Raw genomic sequence first — 20,991 nt, forward strand, 5'->3', positions numbered from 1 at the left:
GCCTAAGCAGAGAATCACTTACCATATTGAGCCAAAAATGAACTTAAGCCGAATGTCAGGTAGATTATTCAACACCTAACATTCGGCCTCTTTTAGGCCTTATTAAGAATTTTCAATCCATTCTTTTAAGAAAACGGGTAAATAATGATATTGATAAATATCTGATGGATAATCCATGAACTGCGGTTGCTTTTCTTCGTACATGACCTGGGCTCCTGCATTTAACGCACCCATGTAATCTTCATATAAAAACTCGAAGCTCACCGTTTCTTCAGGTACATATTTTTCATAACATATATCGGGATCCATGTAATTTACATAAGTTCGACAAGGTAATGGTCTTGATTCATATGCCATACACGCATTCGTTTCAGTGTTTAGCAACGGGCATGGGAGCTGTTTTTTAATATAATCATATTTGATATCTTTCTCTTCAAAATTGAGTGACGTTGCCTCATCTATCAATGATTCATACTGTTTATAATAACTCTCTAAATGGCTCTTAATTTCTTCACGCCTACTTTCAGGCATTGCCTCAATGGATGCAATAATCATCTTAGCTTCTAGTCTTGAGATAATAATCGGAAAGTAACAACAGAACGCACAACCTAATTGACAGTTCGGCGTCATCCCCATATGATCATCCATCTCATTCATCTTCTGCGAAACTTCTTGTTGTAGCCGTTGATAAACTGCCACCATTTGGTCAAGTGGTTGCCCCGGTTCATCTAATTTCTGTTCCGCAGCATCATAAAAATCATCTTCATTTAATTCAAATGTATTTAAACGCTTAAGTCGTTCTTTTACTTCTTCAAGCGTGCGATTTTTCATAACTTAACAACCCTTTCTAAGTCATTCCTATATTATCATAATGTGCAACCTTTACACATACAAAAACTTACAACAGTTTTTACTTCTCATAGCCTGACTTAAATGTTACAATGACATCTGCATGATTTGATAAATGGAACTTTTCAAGAAAGAGGTGTTATAGATGTATATCGGTACAAAAGGTTGGTTCGTAAGCGAATTAAAGAAAATCGGTGTAAGCTATTATGAGGGTCGTAAAATCGAGTCATATGACGCTTCAACACTTGCTAATTTATTAGAATCTAAGAAAAAATAACCATTATTATTACAGAGGATTAATTCCTCTGTAATTTTTTTGTTAAATATTCTTAACGCCATTCGACAATTTTCCATGTTAAAATTAAACGTACAGGTTAAAAGACTTATTCAGATATGGAGGCATCTTAATGTTTTCGAACGCAGAAATTGGAATCGACTTAGGAACAGCAAACCTTTTAATATATAGTAAAAATAAAGGCATTGTATACAATGAACCATCAGTTGTAGCTATTGATACTCATACTCGTAAAGTGTTAGCTGTTGGTAATGAAGCAAAAGAAATGATCGGTAAGACACCAGCAAATATTACATCTATTCGCCCATTGAAAGATGGTGTCATTGCTGACTACGAAGTAACATCACAAATGTTAAATGTAATGTTGAAAAAAGTAAGTAAACGTTTAGGCATGTCAATGCGTAAACCAAATGTAATTGTGTGTGCGCCAACAGGTTCAACATCAGTTGAGCGTCGTGCAATTGATAATGCCATTAAAGATTATGGCGCGAAACAAGTACACATTATTGAGGAGCCTGTTGCTGCAGCAGTAGGTGCTGGACTTCCAGTAGACGAGCCTATATCTAACGTTGTTGTAGATATTGGTGGCGGAACAAGTGAAGTTGCTATTATCTCATTTGGTGGTGTTGTATCAGCTAATTCCATCCGTACCGGCGGGGATCACATGGATATTGCAATCATTCAACATGTTCGTAAACACTACAATGTATTAATTGGTGAACGCACAGCTGAAAACATTAAGATCGAAATCGGTTATGCATTGATCGATCATGATGTAAAAGAAATGGAAATCCGTGGCCGTGATTTAGTCACAGGTTTACCTAAGACCATCACATTAAACTCTAAGGAAATCCAAGATGCTCTTAGAGAACCATTAGAATCCATCTTAGAAGCTGTCCGTACGACACTTGAAAACTGCCCACCTGAACTAAGTGGTGATATCGTAGACCACGGAATAATGCTTACTGGTGGCGGGGCATTATTACAAGGCATGAAAGATTGGTTAGCATCAGAAATTGATGTTCCTGTTCATGTTGCTGAAAATCCACTTGAGTGTGTGGCAATCGGTACAGGTAAATCATTACACTTAATTCATAAATTACAAAAAGCAGCGAAGTAATTAGAAAAGCGCATGCGCCCGATTAACCACGCAGTGCGCCGACTAACTTCGGCAGAGTCCTGCGGCCAACGCCGGCACTAGAACGTCCAGTTCGTCGCTGACCGACTAAACTGAGATAAAGGAAACACGACAAGCGAAGCGAGTCGATGTTGACTTATCGTAGGTTTAGACGGGAAATCACCCAGTGGTTGGGCGCTATGCGCTAGACAACGCTACACAAACTTAATATAACAAAGCTTATAATTAATTCCTAGCTTTATAAGTAAAAGGTTTGGACGAACATCAGTTAATCGTCCAAACCTTTTTATTTCACTTTAATATTTCCCAATCCCCATATGCTGATAGCGTCCTCGAGCAAATTGATAAATTCCATATAGAAATAGCCCAAGCGCTGAGGCTCCTAATAATGCTTGTCCAAATGGTTCTTGCGCAACTTCTTTCAGGGCACCATCTAATCCTTTTGCTTGATCAGAATCAGACGTATAAGCTGTTTGGATAAAAAACCAACCTACTAACGCAAGGAAAAAACCTCTTGCCAAAAGCCCCAAACGACCTGATTGACGTGCAACTTTGCGCTCGTGGCTTGACATATTTTCTACATGAAATCGATTCATGAATTTAGTTGTTAAACCTGTGTATGCTTCATTAAGTCCATATATGATAATGACGCCACCAACAATTCCGATGATCCATTGTCCAAATGGTTGTTGTAGAAGTTGGGCAGAAATTGTCTGCTCAGAATTCCCACTACTGCCTCCATTACCAGCGTTCATAGCCAATTTTAATGCACTGTAAGTCAGACTCATATAAGCAAGCGCAATGACGAAACTGGCTCCACGTGAGACTAGCCCTTTATTTAATGGGTCTTTCATGACTTTTACAATCAACCAAGATATATAAAAGATAAGACCCACACCAATTAACCACAACAGCACTTCACCAAACGGTATCGATGCAAGTGATTGTAACATTCCTTGTGTTCCATCAGTGTTACCACCCATTCCGAGTGCTGCTAAAAGGGATAGTAAACCTACCACGACAAAGACAATTCCTTTGGCCACATAACCAACACGAGCAAGTCGCCTTAGCCAAGGTTTAATATCTTGCTTCGTTTTTAACTTTGAATTATTACCTCCCATTGCCAAGCCCCTTTCGATCGTGGAGAAATAATGTTTATTCCCTGAACGATTTAATAAGAAACTTGTAAGTGAAGAAGCTTTTAGTAAAGTTTTTCTTTCAGAGGTACCTCCAGCAGAAACACTTACAATTTCAAATGAGAATTCAGATTAATTAGAAAAATATGTAAAATAAATATAGGAATATAAAAGGTTGTGAACAATTGTACTTAAGCCAACATGCTTTCATTATATATATCATTCTGATTAATTCTATTGATGACTCTCCGCGTTTCTTATAAGTAAAATATTTATTTACGAAAAAGCGTACTTAATATTTGAGGCGTTAGTTGAAGAAGAAAATCCATGCTAAAGAGGCTGGGACAAAAGAAAAGTAGCTTAACAAAAAACGAATATTGAGTTTTATTAGCGTAGTCAAAATGCGCAGACTTCTGGTCGGCTAAAAACGGCCACGTCCTATGGCCAACGCCGACACTAGACCGTCCAGGTCGTCGCAGAACAGCACGAGCTGAGGGGCCACAGGATGTGGGTCAGTTCGGCGTTGCAACATGGATGTTGCGTATTTAGCCGAACATCCTTAAACTCCGAACGAAAGTGAGTTTGGGGAAGTTGAAGCCGTGCCTGCGGAAAGCGAAGCATTTTGACGTAGCTAAAAATTGAAGACGAATATTAGGAGTAACTTGACCCCTAATATTCGTCTTCTCTAAGGATAAGATATCTTTTGTCCCAGCCTCCGTTTTGTCTGATTTCTAATCTGAATTTATTTTCTTGGTGATTATAACTGCGATATAACGTTTGAACCTTTAGGTCATTTTTCTTTTCTTAAAATTCACGTTTACCATAATCACACCCACAACAACCAATACTCCACCTAGAATTTGAGCTGATACGACTTCTTCATTTAAGAATATAATCGCCCCGATCGTTGTGAAAAACGGTAATAAATTCAAAAACACACTCGATAATGATGGGCCTAAATCTGATACCGCTTGATTCCATAACACTAAGGCTATAAAAGATGGAAAAATACCTAAATATAATAGTCCAGACCAGTTACTTGTTTGTGTAATCTGTGCAGGAAATCCTAACACGAACCACTCAACCAACACAGCTGGTACTAAAATAACAACTCCAAGTCCGACCATAGCTAGCGTCCCACCAAAGATTGGAAACTTATGGTTATGCTGTTTAACAATTAAGGTATAGAACGCCCAAATGATGACAGCTAGTAACATCGTTAAATCACCAATGTTAAAGTTCAATTGAAGCAATCGCTCTATTGAACCAGACGTTAACACCCATAACGCTCCAATAAATGATACAACTGTCCCAATGATATGCTTCGGTTTTAAGTTTTCCTTTAATATTAAATACGATAATACCATTGCAAAGGCAGGTGTCGTCGCCTCAACAATTCCGGCGTTAGTAGATGTCGTAAAGTTCAGTGATAAATACACCAGAACATTAAAAGTTGTAATCCCCGTTAACGCAATCCCAACAAGTGGCCAGAAATTCTCACGCCAAATCTTATAATAGTAACGAAACTGTTTAATTCCAAATGGCAGAACGACTAAGAATGCGATTAGAGTTCTAAAAAAAGCAATTGTTATAGGTGGTAATTCATTTATAGCTTTTCCTACAATTAAGTTACCTGAGAAGATCATAACAGTGATGAGTAAAAATATGTATGAACGAATCACGTCTTACCACCTCCGCCTACCACTATACTACTTTTTCACGCAAAAACAAAAGCGACCTAAATTGGTCGCTTATAACTTTTGAACCGTTTCAAAAATATGGTCAGATTTAGTGATTGCAGAAATAACGGATACACCGTCAGCTCCTGCATTCATGACTTCGATGGAATTGGATTCGTTAATACCACCAATTCCAACAATCGGCAGGTTAGGATATTCATTTCTAAGATACTGAATCCACTTTACACTAACTGGTTTTTTCGCATCTTCTTTAGTTACAGTACCAAATATAGGTCCTGCCCCTACATAATCTATTAGATGAATGGGACTCTTTTTGAGTTCATCGATATTTGAAACAGAGAGCCCTATTATTTTATAAGGAAATTTCTTTCGAACCTTTTTAACCGTTTCATCATCTTGACCTACATGTATGCCATCCGCATCAAGTAGATCAACTAACTCAACGTCATCATTAACGATAAACGGCACACTATATTTTCTACATATTTGTCTCAAGTCTTGACCGAGCTTAATTTTTTCTCTGCCGGATAAAGATCCTTCCCCCTTTTCACGATACTGAAGCATCGTAATGCCTGCTTCAATGGCTTCTAATAAAATTTCTCTAGGATCCCGGTGGCAATTTTGACTTCCCATAATAAAATACTTTCTTAGAAGCTCGCGATTCATCATGAACCCCTTTCTAATCGACTTATATCGTAAGACAGCGCATCTATAAAATGAGATAAAAATGTTCCAGGCCCTGTGACTTCTGAAAGTCGACTAGTATATTCAGCAGCTAAGCCATAAAAATGAACAGCAGAATATAGTTGTTCATCAAGATCTCCCTCTACCGTAATACATGCTGTAATGATAGATCCTAACAAACATCCTGCGCCCGTTATTTTTGCTAAAAACTCACTTCCCGTATCATTGATTTGCGTCCCTTTTGAAGTGACTATAACATCTTGTTGACCAGTCAATACGATTGGACAGCCGTATTTTTCAAATGCTCCCTGCGCAACGTCAACCACATTCCCTGATCCAGTAGCATCTACTCCTTTTGCTTCCCAATTAACTTCAGCAAAATAAGCAATCTCAGCAGCATTACCTTTTATAACAGTAGGTGTTACTTCCTTTAACAATTGGCGAATGTATTCTCTTCGAAACTCGCTTACTCCCACTCCTACAGGATCCAATACAATTGGAAAACCTTTTTCATTTGCTCTTTTACCCGCTGTTAACATGGATTTATAATCATTCTCCACAGCTGTTCCAATATTGAGTAATAACCCATCTGCCACATCTACTATTTCACTAACTTCTTTAGATTCTTTCGCCATAATCGGCGTTCCACCAAAGGCTAGTAACCCATTTGCGCTAAAATTCATCACAACTTGGTTCGTAATATGATGAATAAGTGGACCTTTCTTACGAACAGAATCAATGACGCTCGAGATCATACGACCCCTCCCTAATTCCCCAATGGTTTGTTGGTCCGTTGCCATGTCCTAACGGGAATGAATATTTTAAAGCCGCCGTCACAAATTGTTTCGCAGACTCAATTGAAGTCAATAATAGCTTTCCTTGTGCCAAAAGAGCAGTAATGGCAGCAGAATAGGTACATCCAGTCCCATGTGTGCTCGTTGTATTAATTCTATTAGAAGTAAACTTATAAAACTCTTCACCATTGTATAGCCAATCTGTTGGCTCACCCTCTAAATGACCACCTTTGATTAGAGCGGCTGAGGCCCCTAATTCGTGAACAAATATTTTAGCAGCCACTTTCATATCGTCCATACTAGTAATACTAGTTTCTGTTAGATATTCAGCCTCAGGGATATTCGGTGTAATAACGGTTGACAAAGGAATTAAATAGTCTCTAAGATATTCTCTAGCATTTTCATCTATTAAAACATCCCCACTCGTGGCTACCATGACTGGATCTAGAACATAGTAGATCTCTTGGCTTTTCAAACGATGGTAAATAATTCTCATCATCTCTTCTGTTGCAATCATCCCTGTTTTAAAAGCATCAACGGGTATGTCTGTTAAAACAGAATCTAGTTGTTCTTCGATAAAATCAACGGGCAAGTGATGGACACTTTGAACGCCTGTCGTATTTTGAGCAACAACTGATGTAATAACCGACATCCCATAAGTTTGTAACTCTTGAAAGGTTTTTAAGTCAGCTTGTATGCCTGCTCCTCCAGAAGGGTCTGTTCCTGCAATGGTTAATACAGTCGATACTTGTTTCATACTGACACCTCACTTGATTCAGACCAGTTTTCACACGTATAAGACATTTCCCAAAACTTTAATTCTAGTTCACAACTTTTACGAAACGCTTCTTTGATTAATACTTTTTCATCTTCATCAGCTAATTCAGCTAATGAGTCTAAGCGGTTTCTTAAATTTTGAATTAAATCCTTAAGATCTTCTCGATCATAGAAGCTAATCCATTCATAAAAAGGGTGGTCCTCATTAATGTCAACTTTTTGTTTTAAATCTAATGCGATTTCATAATACGTCCACGGACAAGGTAATAGTGCCGAATAAATTTCAGCCAATGACCCGTTTTGTGCATGGAACAACATGTGCTTTATATAGTGATCTGCAGTTGGAGGTAACGGATAATTTTGTAACGACTCATATTCTACATTCGCATAGTTACAGAAGTTATGATGTGGATGCGTTTCATCATTTAAAATAAAATTTATTTGATCATTAAAAAACTGAAAATCACTCCGACGTTTTGATTTAACCATTGCCAAAGCGTAAACTTTAATAAATGAATTTAAATACTCATAATCCGCTTTAATATAATGCTTCACTGCTTCAACTGGGACATCACCGTTTCCAATTCCTTTTACAAAAGGATGGTTAAATATCCCCTTAAATAAATCATCATTTTCATGCCTTAATTGTTCTGTAAAGCTCATTAAGCTGCCTCCTCATGTTTTTCGTTTACAACCCTTTTGATCTGGCCGTTAAGTCTTGTAATTAACACAAGCCCAATAATAGCTCCAGGAACACAACTGACTAAGAATACTGGTATGAAAAACAAAGCACCTGATGCACTGTCCATCAAGAAATTAGCAATAGGAAACGATAATAAAGCACCTATCACACCAGTACCTACAATCTCACCAATAGCTGCCCATCCTTTTTTCTTAAATCGGTTATATAGAATTCCTGCCAAAAAGGCTCCGATCATCCCACCTGGAAATGCTAGTAACGTACCTAGTCCTAGTAGATTTCGGATTAATGCCATAAGAAAAGCTATTAAAACAGCCGGGCCAGTTCCGAGAGAGATGGCTGCCATAACATTAATGGCATGTTGCACTGGATAAGCTCTGGCGACTCCTGCTGGAAACCAGATAAATTGTGAGCCAACGATTCCAATGGCTATAAAAGCAGCCATGACAGTTAACTTACGAGTGTTGTTCATCTATTTCACCTCCCTAGCGATGCTACTAAGGGCATAATGGACATAAAAAACGCCAGGGCCATAATATAGGACCTGACGTTAGACGACATACTAAGTCATACGTATCTACTTCCCTACGCTGGTATTAACCAGATCAGGTCCTTAAGAGTTAGAAGCATGCGTGCTTCCTCTCAGCCCACGAACATTGGGCACCCCTAGTAGTGCATCATTTTCAATTTTTATAATTTTACTTTAACAAAGAACATTTTATCTGTCACGTTTAATTTTAATATTGACTCAATAGTCCTTTTTCCATCGCTAATTTCTCTGCTCTAAGATAAATAAATATACCTAATATCAAATAGAAAACAGAGTTTAAAATTAGCGCTGTGTAATCCAAAGCTGTAAAATCTACCCACGTGTAGCCGTGAATCATGACATGTCGGACCATATCAATGCCTTTAACAAACGGTGCAAACACTAAATATGGCGCGACTGAAATTGGCACGAACGCTAATCCCATCAAGATAAACTGAAGGATATTTAAGAAGGACTGGATCTGTTTAATAATAATTGCAAGGCCCGCGAGCATAAAGCCAACACCAATCATTCCCAAGGTTGTCACAATGAAGATTGGAAGAACCACATCCAACCTAAAAATGAGCCACTCATCTGCTGTCCACATAGAAAGTACTAATAAGACAGACACAATGATCCCGTAGATGACTAAATTAGATACAATGCGCGCTAATAAAACCTTCCACATGCCTAAAGGTGACATATACAATTGCTCTAATGTTCCTCTTTGAGCTTCCATTAGTATGACATACCCTAAATCTTGCATAATCGTTAACATGAAGAACCAAATGACGTAGTTTACGATGACATATTGAACATTTGTTTCAATTTGTTGAGGATCTCCAATGACGTGAATTCCTAACAACATAGCTAAGAAGATAAAATAAAAGGTAAAAATCATAGATATTGTATTAGGGTAATAACGTTTTAGTTCAATATATTCCTTTGCTAGATTCGCTCTAGTGAGATGCCACAGCTGAGTCATGGTTATTACCCTCCTTTATTAACTGCATAAACACTTGCTCAAAATCAACAGTTGTGCGGTCAATTTTTTCGATTTTCGTTTGTTCACTTTTTAAAATATCCATAATTAAATATAGGTCGTCTTCTTTTTCTAACGTCACGTTGATTTCATTCTCAATAATATTAACAATTAGGAAATGATTTTCGATTGCCATGATTTGTTGGTTAGTTAATTCATCTTCCACCGTAAAACAATACGCTCTAGTCTCAAATAATTTAATCAGTCCTTCAACCTTTTCATCCGCAATGACTTTACCACCATTGATAATGACCGCTCGATCGCAGATTTCCTGTACAATCGGCATGTCGTGAGTGCTAATAATAATTGTTTTGCCTTGCTCATTCACAATTTTTTTAAGCAATTCTCTAACTTCATAGCTCGTTTCGACATCTAGACCTAACGTCGGTTCGTCTAATAAAATCACATCAGTACCCGGAAGTAATGCAATCGCAATCGCGAGCTTTTGTTGCATGCCTCGTGAAAGACTACTCACAAGTTCGTTCTCTTTCCCTTTTAGATTAAAAAACTCCAGTAATTCTTCAATTTTTCCTTGAATCGCTTTTTTGGAAATGCCTCGATTCCCAGCAAAATACTCCATGTTTTCACGAACCGTCAGTCGCCAATAAATATTGCGGTTCCCTTCTAATACCGCTGTAATATAATTGACAGCTTTTAATCGCTCTTTGTTTGAATCAAATCCATTTATATGTACGCTTCCTCCATTCGGTTTTAACAGGCCACAAATCGACTTGATGGTTGTCGTTTTACCAGCTCCATTTGGACCTAACAAACCTAGGATTTCACCTCGATAAACATCAAAACTGACACCATCTACAGCTTTCACTATCTCTTTTGTTTTTTTCTTTTTATAAATCTTTTCTAAACCATTAACCTCAATAATTTTCTCCATCCTCATCCCCCTTTTGTCTTATTTCATTGTCATTATATAACAAATTTTCTGAAAAAGGTAACCTACTAGGGAATGTTTTGATATCAGACTTGAGGCTGAGGTGAAGTAATAGTTTCATCATGTAGTAGTAGATAAGTATATATGGTACAATATTATTAACAGAAAAATTGAAAGTGGGCGGTTAAATGTTCAACTTCTCAAAAATGAATTTAGCTGATACATTATTTCAATTGTTTAGTATTGCTTTAGTAATACTTTTTATTGTTTTAATTATTCTGTTGTTTAGATTTTTACTTAAATCATCATCTAGAACAAATAAAAAGGAATAGTTAAATAAATAATAAAAGCATACTATTCGAACCAATAAAAAATGTGCATAGATTAGTCTCTATACACATTAAGCACCCGAATACTCTCGGACTAGAGCTTTTTTATCAATTTTTCCTACGTGCGTCTTGGGCAACTCATCCATTACATAAAACTTTTTAGGAATCTTGTAACGACTCAGTTTCTTTTCACAAAAGGATTGCAATTCCTTTTCATTCAAAGAATCGCCTTTAAACGACACAAACGCCGCTACCATTTCTCCCCATTTAGAATGCGGCAAGCCAACCACCGCCACTTCATAGACATCCTCATGAGATTGTAGCCAATGTTCAATTTCAAGCGGGTAAACATTTTCCCCACCGGAAATAATCATTTCTTTTTTTCTACCGGCAATATACACAAATCCATCCTCGTCTTTTCTAGCTAGGTCGCCTGTTTTAAACCATTCGTCATGGAAAGCTTTTTTCGTTTCCTCGTCATTTTTCCAATAAAACTCAAACAAATGCTTTCCTTTGAGCCATAGTTCACCTATTTCATTTGTCGCAGCTTCTTGACCTTCCGAATTCACGATTTTAATTTGGTTCAACACCATTTCTTTACCTACAGATCCTTGCTTGTCCTTCGCCTCTGCTGGATCAATAAAGAAGTTATTGGGTCCTGCTTCCGTAAGGCCATAACCTTCTTTAAAGTCAAGCCCCTTCTCATGGAAGGCTTTATAAACTGAGATTGGGCACGGAGCCCCTCCTGATAGAAAAACTTTCATGTGTGAGAATTTAGTACGTTTGAACACTTCTGTTTGGATTATCATATGGTACATGGTCGGAATAAACAATACAATTGAACATTGGTATTTTATTAAATCATTCACTGATTCTTCTGGATTAAAATTCGACCTTATGACAACTGATCCACCTGCTAATAAAACAGGTATGGTTAGAGCATTAATTCCACCTGTATGAAACATAGGGATGGTCGTTAATGTGCAATCACTTTTTGTAAGATTCCAGCTAATAACCGTGTTCATCGCATTCTAGAACACAGACTGATGACTTAATACCGCTCCTTTTGGCTTTCCTGTAGTTCCCCCTGTATAAATCATCGCTAGAGGGTCTCTCTCACTAATCGGTACGCTAGAAAAATCACCGTCTCCTTCTATATATTCATTAGACACTATCACTAATGATGGTTTTAACCATTCATGTGTATTTATAAATTCTTTGTGAACCGCGATAAACTTAGGTGTCGAATCATGAATAACATACTCTAATTCCTTTTGAGATAACCTCCAGTTTAGAGGGGTAAAAATGGCTCCTATTTTCATACAAGCAAATAGAAAATCTAAATAACTTATGTGATTAGGGGCTAACAGCGCAACTCGATCACCTTTGTTGACTTCGTGTTGTTTTAGTGTAAATGCTAATTGGTTTGCACGGTTATTCAGTTCTTTATACGTCCATTTTTGTTCTGTATCTGATCAATAATGGCTGTATCATTTTCAAAAAGTTTTGCTCTTTTACTGAGCCAGTCGATTTCAGGCTGCACACTCACCAACCCCTTCCTCTAAAACTAATAACTTTATGTTATAAGAAAGAGTTACAGATGAGTTACAAGAATTTGTTCAGCTCTTTCAATTAACATTCAGAACGTTTCTATCGTTAATTTTCCTGTCTTAATCGACAATCTGCTCATCCCTATCAACAATTCACTCTTCCCAATCGACAGTCAGCTCATCCCTATCAACAATTCGCCCTTCCCAATCGACAGTCAGCTCATCCCTATCAACAATTCACTCTTCCCAATCGACAGTCAGCTCATCCCTATCAACAATTCACTCTTCCCAATCGACAGTCAGCTCATCCCTATCAACAATTCGCCCTTCCCAATCGACAGTCAGCTCATCCCTATCAACAATTCGCCCTTCCCAATCGACAGTCAGCTCATCCCTATCAACAATTCGCCCTCTTCAATCAACTTTTTCACATTTTTAAGTAAAAATTTTTCTCCTTAAATAACAAAAGGCACTAATCAAAATTGATCAGTGCCTTTCCTTACATCATAATCCCGCCATCAACATGTAACACGTGTCCATTAACATAGTCTGAATCATCTGATGCTAAATATAGATAGGCTTTCGCTATATCGCTTGGTTCGCCTAATCTTCCCATTGGTACCTGTTTGACCAGTGCTTCGATTACATGGTCTGGCACTGTTTCAACCATCGCTGTATTCGTAAACCCCGGCGCAACAGCATTCACATTAACATTCTTACGCCCTAATTCCTTAGCCCAGGTTTTCGTTAATCCAATTAGGCCTGCCTTAGCTGCTGCGTAATTTGACTGTCCCATATTTCCGTAAGTTCCTGAGACAGAGGACGTATTAATGACCTTACCTTTACCTCTTTCAATTAATTGAGGTAGCACCGCTTGGGTACAGTGAAAGACACCCGTCAAGTTCACATCAATCACTTGTTTAAATTGGTCAACCGTCATCTTAGAGAGCATGGCATCGCGTGTTATGCCAGCGTTATTAACTAAAATATCAATGCCTCCAAAACGATTCACGGCTTGTTCGACTAAATGGTCCACACTTTCTCGATTGGCGACATTGACTTGTTCGAAGACAACGTCATAACCTTGACTTGTTAATTCTTGTTCACTTTTCTTACCCGCTTCAACATCAAAATCTGCTAATACAACCTTGGCACCTTCTTTAACAAATGTCACGGCTGCTTCTAAACCTATCCCATTAGCAGCTCCTGTAATGATAGCTACTTTGTCTTGTAAACGTCCCATTCAAACTCACCTTTCTAAGTAATCTTCAATTGTATGTTTAAGTTGATCTAAATCGTCAATGAGAGGTGAGTGGCCACAACCCTCTAAGTTCTTGTAAGTTGCCCTGTCACCTAAATCTTCTACAATTTCATCTGTCATTGGTTTCGTGACAACTAAGTCGTTTTCGCCATGCATAAATCAATCACCTTATTCTGAAAATTCCTCATAGTTCATACTATTTACATTTTAAAAATCTAAGTTTTTAAGGCTTTTACTAAGAAATTTAACCCGTAATTTGATAATATAAATATATAAATAGAATTAATAAAGGGGAACTGTCATGCAATTTGGTTCGTTTGATAATGATGTTATTGTACTTATAATTGCTTTTCTTTTAATTAGTGGTGTCATTGCCGCGAAATTCTCAAGCCGTATCGGGCTTCCTTCCCTTGTGCTTTTTATCCTAGTTGGTATGTTAATAGGCAGTGATGGTTTTGGTTGGATTTATTTTGACAATGCTGAAATTGCCCAAATGGCAGGTATTTTAGCCTTAATCATTATACTATTTGAAGGTGGTCTACAAACAAAGTGGAAAACGGTACGTGCTGTTGCTGTGCCCTCTATTTCATTAGCCACTGCTGGGGTATTAATCACTTCACTGATTACAGGCTTTGCCGTTCATTATATATTACAAGTTAGTTGGTATGAAGCTTTATTGTTCGGTGCTATTGTTGGTTCCACAGATGCCGCTGCAGTTTTTGCAGCCTTAAAAGAGCGTAATATTAAGGCGAAAATGGGTGCAACACTTGAAGCTGAATCTGGGACGAATGATCCCATGGCTGTATTTTTGACAATCATTTTTATAGAATTGGTTCTTCACCCCGAGACCAGTATGTGGATTATGGTACCATCGTTTTTCTGGCAGATGGGTATGGGGTTATTGCTAGGACTAGGTATTGGTAAGCTAGCCTCGTTCTCCATAAATCGCATTAACTTGGAATCATCTGGGTTATATCCTATATTTACGCTTTCTTTTGGATTATTGACATATAGTATCGCATCTGCGATAGAAGCTAGTGGGTTTTTAGCCGTATACGTAGCAGCGCTTGTCATAGGTAATTCAGAATTAACTTACCGCTATTCCATTTCTCAATTTAATGAAGGTTTCGCTTGGATGGCTCAGATCTTAATGTTCGTGATACTAGGGCTTCTAGCATTCCCTGAGCATGTCTTCTCATTAGACATTATTGGCCAAGGCTTAATTATTTCATTTGTTTTAATATTTGTTGCACGACCAATAGCAGTCTTTTTATCATTAATTAGAATGAAATATTCTTTCAAAGAGAAAATATTTATTTCGTGGGCTGGTTTACGTGGAGCAGTTCCAATTGTATTAGCTACCTTTCCTATTGTGGCAGGTACTGAAAATGCTTCACTATTCTTTAACGTCACCTTTTTCGTCGTCTTAACCTCCGCACTTGTACAGGGGTCTTCAATCAATTTTATTGCTGAAAAATTAGGATTAATGGGACCTGTTAAAGACACACCACACCATTCGATTGAATTAATATCGATTGCAAAAGCGAATGCTGAGATGATTCAATTCCAAGCTAACCGTGATAATGCTGTTGTGGGTCGAAAATTAAAAGATATTGAATTTCCTAAAAAGGCCACAATAAGCGCAATCGTTCGCGGCGATAGGCTAATAACGCCTTATGGCGACACAGAAATCAAACCAGGCGACTTCTTATATATTCTAGTGTCTAGAAAATATAAAGAAGAACTTAGAAAAATGTTAAATGAAAAGAAAGCAGAACCAAAACAACCCAAGGACAAATGATGTCCTTGGATTTATTTTGTCACGGCATACATTTTTAAATTCCTATGTTCACCTTTTACAAAATAACGTTTATGCAAAGTTCCTTCATACGTCATACCAACTTTTTGCATAACACGTTCGGATTGTGTATTTTCTTCCAAACAAAGAGCTTGAATTCTAATTAAATTCATTTTCTCAAAGCCAAATTGGATTAAAGCTTGAACCACTTCAGGTACGATCCCTTCCCCCCAATAATCTGGTGATAATACATACCCAACTTCTGCTGCATGATGGTCTTTTTGCCACCACACAAAGTCTGCTGTACCAATGAGCTTACCGTTTTGTTTATATTCAATTCCCCATGGCGCCACTTTATTTTCTTCATAACGGTTAATTGCGAATCAACAAATTGTAGAGTGTCTTCAATTGTTTTATGTGCTTCCCAAGTCACATTGTCTGAAACTCTACGTTGACTAGCATATTCAAATATATCTTGGGCATCTTCGTATGTAAGTTTTCGCAACCTTACTCTTTCTGTTTCTAATTGTGGAAATGGGCTAAATAAATCGTTCACGAATCAATCCTCCCTTTTATATAAAAAAATTGAGCTATGAACACGGTGTTCACAGCTCTTCAAACGCACTATGTGATTAGGGGGAAATAACCTTTTCAGACTCTTTCTAATTATTAGAATAACACGAGACATAGGGAGTTCATATTACACACCTATTAAATGAATATTACAAAATCATGTCAGGTAAAAATGTAAAAAGCTAAGGCAATAAAGCTTGCAACAATCACAACGGTATAGATGATTAATAGTGAAGGAATATTTTTCTTAAGTGATGATGTCTCATATTCCCAAGAACGTTTTAATTCATCCTTAGCTGTATTGCCTTCTTGTTCATACTTCTTCATTTTATCATTTTCTGACTTCCCTATTAGTAAGGTGCCAACTAATGTTAGTACAAATAATAATCCAATAATAAAATAAATAGCCGTCGACATGTTAATCCCTCCACTTTTATTTTACTACAAAATGATCTTACTGAATAGCCTTCCATATGTTACAAATACTAATTTAAAAAGTGCAACATGAAACGGAGGATTACAATGACACAACAACAATTTCCAGACCAGTCTCACTCAATTTGGTTTGAAGACACATCTATTCCAACTTTTGAACCTTTAACAGAGGATATAACAACAGATGTGGTTATTGTGGGGGGTGGTATTACTGGTATTACAGCCGCCTACCTTCTTTCCCAGCAAAACATTAAGGTGACACTGCTTGAAGCAACTTCACTATTAAACGGCACAACTGGCCATACGACCGCAAAAGTTACGGCTCAACATGAAATTATCTACCAAGATTTGATTAACAAGATGGGCTATAATACTGCTAGACTTTATTATGAAGCTAATACGGATGCTTTGAAGCTAATTGAAGAGCTTGTTAAGAATTATCAAATTGATTGTGACTTTGAGAAACAAGATGCTTACCTATTCTCAACGTCAGGTGAGTATAAAAACAAATTAGAAAAAGAGTATCAAGCTTACGAAAACCTTAATATTAAAGGGAATCTAGAAACAGAAATACCATTTAATATCTCAATTGAGAATGCCCTTTCGATGAAGAATCAGGCTCAGTTCCACCCTCTCAAATATTTATCGCATTTAGTAAAGCTAATCCAGGAAAAGGGTGGCCAATTTTATGAGCAAACAGTGGCTGTCGACGTGGAAGATGCGCACGGGGCGTCCGTCGTGGTTACAAGAGACGGTTTTCGTGTGAAAGCCAATTACGTCTTAGCCTGTTCACACTTCCCTTTTTATGAAGGAACAGGGCTTTATTCCACTCGCATGTATGCAAGTCGTTCATATGTGTTAGCTGTGAAAGCGAATAAGCCTTATCCTGGCGGTATGTATTTAAGTGTTGATAAGCCTGAGCATACCATTCGTAAAGCCACTTACAATGGTGAAGAAGTTTATATAATTGGTGGGGAAGATCACAAAACAGGACAAGGGCAAGGAATGATGGAGCATTATAAGGCGTTAAAAAGATTTTGTAATGACATTTTTACTGAAAATGAATATGAAGTTCTCCATCGATGGTCAGCTCAAGACCTAATAACATTAGATAAGATTCCTTATGTCGGTGCAATCACTAAAAAACGCCAAAACGTGCTCATTGCAACGGGATATCGTAAATGGGGGATGACGAGCGGAACAAATGCAGCCAAATTAATGAGCGATATGGTTTTAGGTGAGATGAACCCGTATAAGGATATTTTCTCCCCTTCACGCTTTTCGCCAGATCCAAGCTTAAAGAAATTTTTCATGGAAAACATAGATATGGCGAAGCACCTAATTAAAGGAAAAATGGAAGTGCCACGAACAAAAATTGAAGACCTAGAACATGATGAAGGTGCTGTCATTCGTATAGATGGCGAACGTAAAGGGGCCTATAAAGATGAAGAAGGACAAGTTCATATTGTCGATACGACTTGCACCCATGCAGGTTGTGAAGTTAATTGGAATGAGTCTGAGCGATCGTGGGATTGCCCATGTCATGGCTCCCGCTTCTCATACACTGGGGAAGTATTAGAAGGGCCTGCTGAAACTCCATTACAAAAGCATGATTTTCATATGGCTGATGATTTTAAGTTTAATGATAAGCGATCTGGTTATTAAATTATTAAGGAGGTATCAAATTGACATACATTAAAGATTACAAAAACGATCAAAACTTAGAAAATGACATTAAGAAATTGTTAGGTAATGGAGTGGATCAAGAAGATATCTACGTGTTAGCACATGATGATGATCACACAGAAGATTTAGCACACAAGACAAGAACTCACAGTATTGAACTTTCTCAAAATGAGGGGTTTGATAAAAAAGGTGACGAATTAAGAGCCAAGTTAGAAGAAGTAGGTGTAACAGAAGAGGCAGCCGATCAATACGAAGCGATGCTGGATCAAGGGAAAATTTTATTAATTGTGAGAGAAGATCGTAACTTTGATGAATTGCTTGATTAAGTTTTTCACTTCTAGATATGTTTTAAAAAATAATCACGTGGTAAACAACTAATGAAACATATTTAAAATGAGTGAACAACAATGCCATTTGTAAAAGAGTATACTAATGATGAACAACTTGTTAATGATGTGCAAAAGCTTAAGAAAAACGGAATAGACAACACTGAAATGTATGTATTATCTCATGATGATGATCGTACTGAGCGCATTGCGAGCAATGCTAGAGCGAATACAATTGGATTTAGCGAGCAAGATATGAAGAACTTCTTAAACAATATGTTCAATAAAAAAGGTGATGAATTAAGAACGAAGCTACAAGAAATGGGCTTAAGTGAAGATGAAGCTGAAGAATACGAAGAAGATATGGATGAAGGTAAAGTGTTGTTAATTGTCAATAGCCAAAAGGCTGTCTCGACAATTTTACAATAAATTGTAACTTACTCCTCCCCCTAAATTTGGACCCCATTGAAAAATGGGGTCCATTTTTTAATAGCTGAGAAATAATAGTGCTTTTCTTAATAGCACTGGAACGAGTCAATTCTTCTCAAGTCTATTCCGTAATAAACCCAGAAGAATCCAGTCCAACGATACCCTGACACGGAGCGTCTGCCTACATACGTTGGATAGAACCAGAAACGTTGACGATTATCTAACCATACATATGTGTAACGATACAAACAGCCACGAATCGAACCTGGATCTACTGCTTGAACGCCAAATTGTCCCCCTTGGCCACCACCTTGTTGTGGTGTGAACGATGGCGGTGGCCCTTGAGGTGGTCCACTTGGTCCTTGCCCTGGTCCACCTGGGCCACCGGGTCCTGGCTGGAAACCACCACCAGGTCCTCCCCCTGGTCCTCCGGGTCCAAAGCCTGGTGGAAAACCTCCAGGTGGACCTCCTTGACCTGGGGTTATACGTGGATCCCCTCCGTACATTAAAGAATTCGTTTCATCAGGCTGTCTATAAGGATTCTGTCCATTATAACCGTACAAATTTATACCCCTCTCTATAAAACGTCCTCACACCTTCATAGTATGTTAATGCCTAGAGCTTAGGTGTCTGTCCACCAAGTGAAAAGCACAAGTGCCTAGATTGGAACGGGCAGAATAGGGATATATTTAGCCAAGCTGACTGTGCTTCAGTCGACCAGAACGCTTCAACTATTAAAAATTCTCAAGTGAAAAGTCATTTTTTTCTATTTCTTTTATTGGTATTATGTTAAATAATGAGGAGGAAAAGATAAGACATAAATTTTTATTGTAACCCGTTACTTAACACAAGATTTAATTCAAGAATGGATTAATTTCAAAGGGGAAAAACAATAATGAAGAATTCTATATTACACATGTTTTGGGGATTTATAATTGTATTAATTGACACTCGCATTGAAACATTTGACGTATTACTTGATCCGGTTGGTTACCTTTTTATATATATTGGGCTAATCCAAGTAAGCAACATATCTCAACGAGCTAAAACCGGTTTAACCGTTGCTTTTATCTTAATCATCATGTCGATACCTGCAATTGTCATGGATCCTAATACAATCATTTTTGGATTCTGGAAGTTTTACTTTTTAGCTGTTAATATATTAGATGTTGTTTTAGTTTATTACATTTTCTTAGTATTGATTGAGTTAGTAGAATCACATAAAGAATTCGAACTAAAAATTCGCACCGAGAAGATAATGAAGGCTTATTTGGCGATTATTCTTACTGTTATATTTTTAAACACTTTTAGTCTTAATTTCAGCTTGTTCATCTGGCTGTTTGCGTTACTGGGTATTGTGGGATTAATTACTCACATCGTGTTCTTAGTATTACTCTTTAAATTTAGAAACTTAGGTGATCAACTTGAGAAGAATACCATGGAAGGATGATTTTGCAAGTGAATAAAGCAGTATTTTTAGATAGAGATGGCGTTATTAACGAGGTCAAAACGGATCGTGTTAAATTCGTTAATCGAAAAGAAGATTTGTATTTTTTAGAAGGTGTAGCCGAAGCGATTCAAAAATTAAATGAAGCTGACTTTAAAGTATTTGTCGTGACCAATCAAGGCGGCGTCGGATTAGGTTACATGACAGAAGAAGAACTAGACAGTATTCATGAACATATGGCCAAGGAACTTGCTAAACAAGGTGCACAAATCAATGAAATTATGGCTTGTACTCATGCTCCACACGAAAATTGTTACTGCCGTAAGCCAGGCTCACAAATGCTTCTTGATTTATTAGACGACTACGACATCGACATTATGAAAAGTTATATGGTCGGTGACCGTGAACCCGATATTGAAGCTGGTAATGCAGTTGGGATTAAGAGCTTAATGGTAGTGAACACTCATCCAGAAGCATATAAGTGTTTTAACAATTTAAGCGAAGCCGTTGAATGGATTTTAGAAGATGAAAAAGCTTGAGGCCGAGGTCTCAAGCTTTTTGTTTAGCTGCAGGTTTTTAAGATATACCTGCATGTTTCTATGTTTTAGCTGCAAGTTTTTCCGA

General features: G+C 37.5%; 24 protein-coding genes, 1 pseudogene and 1 riboswitch. Of the genes and pseudogenes, 8 read left to right on the forward strand and 17 right to left on the reverse strand.

The window, feature by feature from the left end:
* Positions 1–102: 102 nt before the first annotated feature.
* Positions 103–831: a YkgJ family cysteine cluster protein gene (locus ACTWQB_RS04155; protein ID WP_443137923.1), complete on the reverse strand. Its 729-nt coding sequence runs from the start codon at positions 829–831 to the stop codon at positions 103–105.
* Between the two features lie 163 nt (positions 832–994).
* Between ACTWQB_RS04155 and ACTWQB_RS04160 the strand changes: the two genes are divergently transcribed.
* Together ACTWQB_RS04160 and mreBH are read left to right on the forward strand one after the other, a co-directional pair.
* Complete coding sequence (locus tag ACTWQB_RS04160) at positions 995–1,126, forward strand: DUF2639 domain-containing protein (protein ID WP_443137924.1); 132 nt, start codon at positions 995–997, stop codon at positions 1,124–1,126.
* A gap of 130 nt (positions 1,127–1,256) precedes the next feature.
* The gene (gene mreBH, locus ACTWQB_RS04165) at positions 1,257–2,264 is read left to right on the forward strand and encodes a rod-share determining protein MreBH (RefSeq protein WP_443137925.1); all 1,008 of its coding nucleotides are present in this window, start codon (positions 1,257–1,259) and stop codon (positions 2,262–2,264) included.
* A gap of 314 nt (positions 2,265–2,578) precedes the next feature.
* Here mreBH and ACTWQB_RS04170 read toward each other — a convergent pair whose 3' ends face one another.
* The 13 genes and pseudogenes from ACTWQB_RS04170 to ACTWQB_RS04230 form a co-directional block, all read right to left on the reverse strand.
* The gene (locus ACTWQB_RS04170) at positions 2,579–3,403 is read right to left on the reverse strand and encodes a DUF1206 domain-containing protein (protein WP_443137926.1); all 825 of its coding nucleotides are present in this window, start codon (positions 3,401–3,403) and stop codon (positions 2,579–2,581) included.
* 800 nt (positions 3,404–4,203) lie between these two features.
* The gene (locus tag ACTWQB_RS04175) at positions 4,204–5,100 is read right to left on the reverse strand and encodes a DMT family transporter (RefSeq protein WP_443137927.1); all 897 of its coding nucleotides are present in this window, start codon (positions 5,098–5,100) and stop codon (positions 4,204–4,206) included.
* A gap of 69 nt (positions 5,101–5,169) precedes the next feature.
* On the reverse strand, positions 5,170–5,787 hold the full coding sequence (thiE, locus tag ACTWQB_RS04180; protein ID WP_443137928.1) for a thiamine phosphate synthase: 618 nt from the start codon (positions 5,785–5,787) through the stop codon (positions 5,170–5,172).
* Positions 5,784–6,557 (reverse strand): hydroxyethylthiazole kinase, encoded by a 774-nt coding sequence (gene thiM, locus ACTWQB_RS04185; RefSeq protein ID WP_443137929.1) that lies wholly within the window; start codon positions 6,555–6,557, stop codon positions 5,784–5,786. Before thiM ends, thiE begins: the two co-directional genes overlap by 4 nt.
* The gene (gene thiD, locus ACTWQB_RS04190; RefSeq protein ID WP_443137930.1) at positions 6,538–7,353 is read right to left on the reverse strand and encodes a bifunctional hydroxymethylpyrimidine kinase/phosphomethylpyrimidine kinase; all 816 of its coding nucleotides are present in this window, start codon (positions 7,351–7,353) and stop codon (positions 6,538–6,540) included. The genes thiM and thiD overlap by 20 nt, the downstream gene beginning before the upstream one ends.
* A complete protein-coding gene (gene tenA / locus ACTWQB_RS04195; RefSeq protein ID WP_443137931.1) occupies positions 7,350–8,036 on the reverse strand; it encodes a thiaminase II in 687 nt (228 codons plus the stop codon). The genes thiD and tenA overlap by 4 nt, the downstream gene beginning before the upstream one ends.
* On the reverse strand, positions 8,036–8,545 hold the full coding sequence (gene thiW, locus ACTWQB_RS04200) for an energy coupling factor transporter S component ThiW (protein WP_443137932.1): 510 nt from the start codon (positions 8,543–8,545) through the stop codon (positions 8,036–8,038). The genes tenA and thiW overlap by 1 nt, the downstream gene beginning before the upstream one ends.
* A gap of 93 nt (positions 8,546–8,638) precedes the next feature.
* Positions 8,639–8,751, reverse strand: a riboswitch (TPP riboswitch).
* A 59-nt stretch (positions 8,752–8,810) separates the two neighbouring features.
* Entirely contained in the window at positions 8,811–9,587 is a 777-nt protein-coding gene (locus ACTWQB_RS04205; protein ID WP_443137933.1) for an ABC transporter permease, read from the reverse strand.
* Positions 9,562–10,536: an ABC transporter ATP-binding protein gene (locus tag ACTWQB_RS04210; RefSeq protein WP_443137934.1), complete on the reverse strand. Its 975-nt coding sequence runs from the start codon at positions 10,534–10,536 to the stop codon at positions 9,562–9,564. The genes ACTWQB_RS04205 and ACTWQB_RS04210 overlap by 26 nt, the downstream gene beginning before the upstream one ends.
* Positions 10,537–10,933: 397 nt before the next feature.
* Positions 10,934–11,236, reverse strand: a complete 303-nt coding sequence (locus tag ACTWQB_RS04215) for an AMP-binding enzyme (protein ID WP_443138027.1) — start codon at positions 11,234–11,236, stop codon at positions 10,934–10,936.
* A gap of 171 nt (positions 11,237–11,407) precedes the next feature.
* A pseudogene (locus ACTWQB_RS04220) lies at positions 11,408–12,304 on the reverse strand (AMP-binding protein); the annotation flags it as partial.
* Positions 12,305–12,911: 607 nt separating this feature from the next.
* Positions 12,912–13,655 (reverse strand): 3-oxoacyl-ACP reductase FabG, encoded by a 744-nt coding sequence (gene fabG, locus ACTWQB_RS04225; protein WP_443137935.1) that lies wholly within the window; start codon positions 13,653–13,655, stop codon positions 12,912–12,914.
* 6 nt (positions 13,656–13,661) lie between these two features.
* A complete protein-coding gene (locus ACTWQB_RS04230) occupies positions 13,662–13,829 on the reverse strand; it encodes an alpha/beta fold hydrolase (RefSeq protein ID WP_443137936.1) in 168 nt (55 codons plus the stop codon).
* Between the two features lie 145 nt (positions 13,830–13,974).
* Here ACTWQB_RS04230 and ACTWQB_RS04235 point away from each other — a divergent pair, with 145 nt between their 5' ends.
* Entirely contained in the window at positions 13,975–15,474 is a 1,500-nt protein-coding gene (locus ACTWQB_RS04235; RefSeq protein ID WP_443137937.1) for a potassium/proton antiporter, read from the forward strand.
* An 11-nt stretch (positions 15,475–15,485) separates the two neighbouring features.
* Here ACTWQB_RS04235 and ACTWQB_RS04240 read toward each other — a convergent pair whose 3' ends face one another.
* Both ACTWQB_RS04240 and ACTWQB_RS04245 read right to left on the reverse strand, forming a co-directional pair.
* On the reverse strand, positions 15,486–15,824 hold the full coding sequence (locus tag ACTWQB_RS04240; RefSeq protein ID WP_443137938.1) for a GNAT family N-acetyltransferase: 339 nt from the start codon (positions 15,822–15,824) through the stop codon (positions 15,486–15,488).
* Positions 15,825–16,206: 382 nt separating this feature from the next.
* Positions 16,207–16,461 (reverse strand): hypothetical protein, encoded by a 255-nt coding sequence (locus ACTWQB_RS04245; protein ID WP_443137939.1) that lies wholly within the window; start codon positions 16,459–16,461, stop codon positions 16,207–16,209.
* Between the two features lie 105 nt (positions 16,462–16,566).
* Here ACTWQB_RS04245 and ACTWQB_RS04250 point away from each other — a divergent pair, with 105 nt between their 5' ends.
* The 3 genes from ACTWQB_RS04250 (at position 16,567) to ACTWQB_RS04260 (ending at position 18,920) form a co-directional block, all read left to right on the forward strand.
* Positions 16,567–18,144 carry an FAD-dependent oxidoreductase gene (locus ACTWQB_RS04250; protein ID WP_443137940.1) on the forward strand — a complete coding sequence of 526 codons (1,578 nt, stop codon included), beginning with the start codon at positions 16,567–16,569 and terminating at the stop codon, positions 18,142–18,144.
* 20 nt (positions 18,145–18,164) lie between these two features.
* Positions 18,165–18,491, forward strand: a complete 327-nt coding sequence (locus ACTWQB_RS04255) for a general stress protein (protein WP_443137941.1) — start codon at positions 18,165–18,167, stop codon at positions 18,489–18,491.
* Between the two features lie 81 nt (positions 18,492–18,572).
* Positions 18,573–18,920: a general stress protein gene (locus tag ACTWQB_RS04260; RefSeq protein ID WP_443137942.1), complete on the forward strand. Its 348-nt coding sequence runs from the start codon at positions 18,573–18,575 to the stop codon at positions 18,918–18,920.
* A gap of 86 nt (positions 18,921–19,006) precedes the next feature.
* Here ACTWQB_RS04260 and ACTWQB_RS04265 read toward each other — a convergent pair whose 3' ends face one another.
* Complete coding sequence (locus ACTWQB_RS04265) at positions 19,007–19,426, reverse strand: transporter (protein WP_443138028.1); 420 nt, start codon at positions 19,424–19,426, stop codon at positions 19,007–19,009.
* 389 nt (positions 19,427–19,815) lie between these two features.
* On the opposite strand from ACTWQB_RS04265, the gene ACTWQB_RS04270 reads away from it, so the two are divergent.
* Positions 19,816–20,370: a hypothetical protein gene (locus ACTWQB_RS04270; RefSeq protein WP_443137943.1), complete on the forward strand. Its 555-nt coding sequence runs from the start codon at positions 19,816–19,818 to the stop codon at positions 20,368–20,370.
* Between the two features lie 8 nt (positions 20,371–20,378).
* On the forward strand, positions 20,379–20,906 hold the full coding sequence (locus ACTWQB_RS04275) for a D-glycero-alpha-D-manno-heptose-1,7-bisphosphate 7-phosphatase (protein WP_443137944.1): 528 nt from the start codon (positions 20,379–20,381) through the stop codon (positions 20,904–20,906).
* The last annotated feature ends 85 nt before the right edge of the window (positions 20,907–20,991 follow it).

It is taken from the genome of Piscibacillus sp. B03, assembly GCF_052246295.1.
GTDB lineage: Bacteria > Bacillota > Bacilli > Bacillales > Alkalibacillaceae > Piscibacillus.

Coding starts and splice junctions, on each gene's coding strand:
- ACTWQB_RS04155 (WP_443137923.1), bottom strand. CDS start 831: ATGAAAAATCGCACGCTTGAAGAAGTAAAAGAACGACTTAAGCGTTTA.
- ACTWQB_RS04160 (WP_443137924.1), top strand. CDS start 995: ATGTATATCGGTACAAAAGGTTGGTTCGTAAGCGAATTAAAGAAAATC.
- mreBH (WP_443137925.1), top strand. CDS start 1,257: ATGTTTTCGAACGCAGAAATTGGAATCGACTTAGGAACAGCAAACCTT.
- ACTWQB_RS04170 (WP_443137926.1), bottom strand. CDS start 3,403: ATGGGAGGTAATAATTCAAAGTTAAAAACGAAGCAAGATATTAAACCT.
- thiE (WP_443137928.1), bottom strand. CDS start 5,787: ATGATGAATCGCGAGCTTCTAAGAAAGTATTTTATTATGGGAAGTCAA.
- thiM (WP_443137929.1), bottom strand. CDS start 6,557: ATGATCTCGAGCGTCATTGATTCTGTTCGTAAGAAAGGTCCACTTATT.
- thiD (WP_443137930.1), bottom strand. CDS start 7,353: ATGAAACAAGTATCGACTGTATTAACCATTGCAGGAACAGACCCTTCT.
- tenA (WP_443137931.1), bottom strand. CDS start 8,036: ATGAGCTTTACAGAACAATTAAGGCATGAAAATGATGATTTATTTAAG.
- thiW (WP_443137932.1), bottom strand. CDS start 8,545: ATGAACAACACTCGTAAGTTAACTGTCATGGCTGCTTTTATAGCCATT.
- ACTWQB_RS04205 (WP_443137933.1), bottom strand. CDS start 9,587: ATGACTCAGCTGTGGCATCTCACTAGAGCGAATCTAGCAAAGGAATAT.
- ACTWQB_RS04210 (WP_443137934.1), bottom strand. CDS start 10,536: ATGGAGAAAATTATTGAGGTTAATGGTTTAGAAAAGATTTATAAAAAG.
- ACTWQB_RS04215 (WP_443138027.1), bottom strand. CDS start 11,236: ATGATTATTTCCGGTGGGGAAAATGTTTACCCGCTTGAAATTGAACAT.
- fabG (WP_443137935.1), bottom strand. CDS start 13,655: ATGGGACGTTTACAAGACAAAGTAGCTATCATTACAGGAGCTGCTAAT.
- ACTWQB_RS04230 (WP_443137936.1), bottom strand. CDS start 13,829: ATGCATGGCGAAAACGACTTAGTTGTCACGAAACCAATGACAGATGAA.
- ACTWQB_RS04235 (WP_443137937.1), top strand. CDS start 13,975: ATGCAATTTGGTTCGTTTGATAATGATGTTATTGTACTTATAATTGCT.
- ACTWQB_RS04245 (WP_443137939.1), bottom strand. CDS start 16,461: ATGTCGACGGCTATTTATTTTATTATTGGATTATTATTTGTACTAACA.
- ACTWQB_RS04250 (WP_443137940.1), top strand. CDS start 16,567: ATGACACAACAACAATTTCCAGACCAGTCTCACTCAATTTGGTTTGAA.
- ACTWQB_RS04260 (WP_443137942.1), top strand. CDS start 18,573: ATGCCATTTGTAAAAGAGTATACTAATGATGAACAACTTGTTAATGAT.
- ACTWQB_RS04265 (WP_443138028.1), bottom strand. CDS start 19,426: ATGTACGGAGGGGATCCACGTATAACCCCAGGTCAAGGAGGTCCACCT.
- ACTWQB_RS04270 (WP_443137943.1), top strand. CDS start 19,816: ATGAAGAATTCTATATTACACATGTTTTGGGGATTTATAATTGTATTA.